This is a genomic window from Coprobacter sp. (genome assembly GCF_982436375.1).
In genome coordinates, this window is record NZ_CEWDCG010000240.1 from 1 (window position 1) to 3,921 (window position 3,921).

Here is a 3,921-nt window from a genome sequence, read left to right on the forward strand (position 1 = left end):
CTTTTAAATTCAAATAATATGAAAAGTTCAGAAAAAAAACAGAAAGGTCAATTCTGTAAATCAAAGAAGAAATCAGAATATCAACTTGAAAAAGCTGAAGAGTCTCATGAAGGTAAACATAAAAAACATGAGTAAAATATAGGTATTACAAGTACAGAATCAGCCCGTCCAACTATTCATATAGTGAACGGGCTGTATTTTTATCGGATAATAGATCATCTTTGAGCCTCGAATCAAAGCCTATTTAATTATTAACCAAACGTTTAAAATGGGATGTAATTACTTTTCCCATATTTATGCGCGTACTATCAATTTGCCTTATTTGTACAGGAGAAACCATATTTTTATATTTTGCACGCGTTATCCGGAATTTAACTTTATCCAAATTACCATATAGATCAACTCCCGCCTTAAACGGTAAAGGAGATTTAAGTATAGAAACATGATAATTGAATGACATATCCAGATTCTGAGTACCTCCTACTGCTGCCCGATAACGATCTATTTCTACAACAAAAGGATAAACTTTTACTGCTCCATTATCAACTGTTATATTTACGGATATGCTATCAAACATATTTTCCTTTTTATTTTTAAACATCAATATTTTCGCAAGTCTCCTGAAAGTATCCCCATCCAATAAAACCAAACTATCCCCTTTAATATGCACTGCAGCTCGCAAAGAAGGGATACGTATGTTCATCAGAGAATCAAGACGCGATTCTGCCGCTATATTAAAATTGACAAGACCTTTAAAAGATCTCAGCATCGGAACGATCGTATCCAGTTCAGGAATAAATGTCACTAATTTTCCTATATTGATCTTGTAGATATCAAAGTTAAAGCCGGCATATCCATCTATAGAAGAGTCACCTTTATAGAGCAAGGAAGTTCTCATCATGGCATCTAAAGCTTTCATACTCAAATTTTCAAGGTTTATCATTTGATCCTTTATCTGCACTTTCCCCTGAACATTTTCGAAGATCATGTGATTATAACGGACTCTCCCGATATTCGTTTCAAACTCCAGATCAACATTTTTAGGGACAATAAACAAACGGGCTTTATCTGTCGATACAGAAGATATTGTATCTGTTTCAACCGCATTTTCGTCCATATTCTCAAGGCCGGACAATGCCTCTATAAGCTGATTACAATTAATCCGTTTCGATACGACCTTTAACCGGGCGGTTAATAATTCATTCTTCATTATTGCTTTTGACAAATTAGAAACCGAACCTGTAGCCGTTATATCAGAATGTCCGATACGAACTTTTGCTTGTCTCAACGCTACGGTATTTCTTTCAAACGCAACTTCTGTTTTTTGCATGCGAATAGGCAGGCCAAATTCGGGAGTTGAAAAAAACAAACGGTTAAAACCAATCGTACCTTTCGGATGCCACAATGAATCACGTCCTTGAAATGTCGATATTTTAAAACCTGCCAAATCCATTCCTATACGGGTCTCATTTGCTTTCATAAAAAGAGAGTCAGTACGCAGATATAGATCAAACACCGGCTTTTTCACATTCTTTTTAGAGGGTCTTACTCCAACAGATGCCTCTGTCTTTTGACTATATGCCTGAATCGTATCGCCAATTATCACCTTAGCTTCTTCCAATGCGAATTTACAGTCCAAAGGTATGACTTTCGTGGTATCTATCTCGGTTACAGGGGTCGATACTGACGCCGACATCTGTTTTACCTGAGCCGACCCCATTCGACTTTTTAAAATAAGATCATAAATCTTTGCCCCTACGGCCAAAGAACTATCTCCGATAAAGCCTAATTTAGCATTACCTTTAAAATTAAAATCTTTATTGGAATCTTTAAACAGTACATTCTCAATCGCCACATTTCCTTTTATCTGTAAACGCCCCAAATCTTTTTCTTTTACAGCACTTAATCTGCCTTTAAATTTTAAATCGGCAGAAACTTTTCCTCCCATTTCAACACCATCCTGCAGCGGAAAAGTCTTTGCTAAAGCTGAAAAATTTACTTTTGCATGAGTATTAAAAGTTATCAACGGATCTCCCATCAAATCATCTATACGACCATCTGCCAATACATCAGTTTCCGCTCCTTGAAAACGAAATATTTTCATATTCAGATAAGAAGGCTTTTTTTTCATCACATCTAAATAACAACTTAGATCGGCCGTTAAATTATCGATTCCATAAGGCATTCCTTTATAATGGGCAGAAGCTTGCTGAATCTTCATAAGCATTGTCAATACCGGTACTTGCTTATCTCCGTACGCACCTTTAAGCGAACCCGACAGTTCTACATCTCCGGCTGCAGTAACAGCACTTTTTTTGATAACCGATGCCGGAAGCATATTCAATACAGTAGCAACATCCGGAGTCTTAAGTTTATATGACAAATCAACATCTATAATTTTTGCAATTGTATCTCTATGCAATGAACCGCCAACGTCAAAAAATATTCCATTTAGATTGACCGATGAACGTTCTATATTACAAAATAAGGTTTTTCGATTCAGAGAAAGGTCTGTATCAAATTCAAAAGCGATCCTGTTCGCCAACAATTCTCCATCCTGCCAAAAAAGAATATTCTTACAAAAGGTTTTCATTCTCAAATCGGCTATATCTTCAGACAAGAACGCTTTTAGATCAAGATTAAGGCTATCTATCCGGCTGTACATCTGTGTACTGCGATCATCAAAAATCAATGATACATCTTTAAATTTGACACGATTGATATTTATACTGCTATTAAAACCCGAAGAAACCGTATCGGCATTTTGTTGCACGGCAGAAGTATCAGCTCGCATAATATTCCAATTCGGATTTCCAACACTGTCAATAAACGCATAAATCGTAGCATCATCAAAAACGAATTTTCTCAGCTCGACCCGGTTATTTTGAAAATATAAAAGCGGATTTACTGAAACTGCACATTTTTTAAATTGCAACAAAGTATCACTTTTCTGCCATAATGTATCTTTGAAGACTTTAGAGACTAATCTCCCATCGGATATTTTCAACTCGAAATCAGGAAACGATGAAAAAAAAGTCAACTCCACGCTTCCAATTTCAACTTGAGCGTTTAGAGTTCTATTCGCAACTTGATTAACAACCGGAGTAAGCTTTTCCGGAGTAAACACAAAATTCACGGCTACCGCAATAGCCGATAATACGATAACAATTAATGAGAGCATAGAGATAAACGTTATCTTCAATGCCCTCTTCAAATTCTTGCTCATAACCTTATCTTCATACTTTTGAGTACAAATATAAGGTTTTTATTTTCTGTTATAGGCCTTGTCCAAGAGATAATCTATCGAACATTTTCCCGGACCGGCTAATAAAAGCGTTATAAAAATTCCCAAATACATCAACGGAAGTTCGGATGTAGCCAAAGCGAATGTAGGGAATGTCAAAAAAGCAGCGACAATCATCGAGAAAATCAACGGGATTAAAGCTAATCGGGTAAGAAAGCCGACCATGACTAAAATAGAAGCTCCTACTTCGACTAAAATGATCAAAGGCAAAGTCAACGTTCCCAAACCTATCGGATCGGGAAAAGTATCGACTAATGTATCGAAATTTTCAATTTTAGCAATTCCATGAGTCAACATTAATATCCCGACAAACAACCGTAAAAAAAGCCTTGCTGCATTGGAACAGCACTCCGACAATAAAAAAGTCAGAGTCATTTGTATAAATTTATTTGATTTCACACTTGAAGAAGATTCCTTTTCCATATCCTAAATTATTTAAGTTTGATATATTAAAAACTATAATTCAATAACATTTCTTCAAGTAAAAAGTTTTATAAAAATTATAATTTACAATTCTTTTCTTTTGTTCCCGTCTTTCTTAGGTGTTTTCCGGTAAAAAGTCCGTTTCCCCTGACTTCTTCCTCCAGCCGAACGAGAATTATTATGTCTCCCTCTTC

Annotated in this window: 2 protein-coding genes; both read right to left on the reverse strand. The window is 35.8% G+C overall.

All coding sequences use genetic code 11. The features are described from left to right. Positions 1 to 244: 244 nt before the first annotated feature. The gene (locus tag AC1WHX_RS11025) at positions 245 to 3,226 is read right to left on the reverse strand and encodes an AsmA family protein (RefSeq protein ID WP_481229350.1); all 2,982 of its coding nucleotides are present in this window, start codon (positions 3,224 to 3,226) and stop codon (positions 245 to 247) included. A gap of 39 nt (positions 3,227 to 3,265) precedes the next feature. Continuing rightward, positions 3,266 to 3,727 (reverse strand): DoxX family protein, encoded by a 462-nt coding sequence (locus AC1WHX_RS11030; RefSeq protein WP_022600938.1) that lies wholly within the window; start codon positions 3,725 to 3,727, stop codon positions 3,266 to 3,268. Between the last annotated feature and the right edge of the window lie 194 nt (positions 3,728 to 3,921).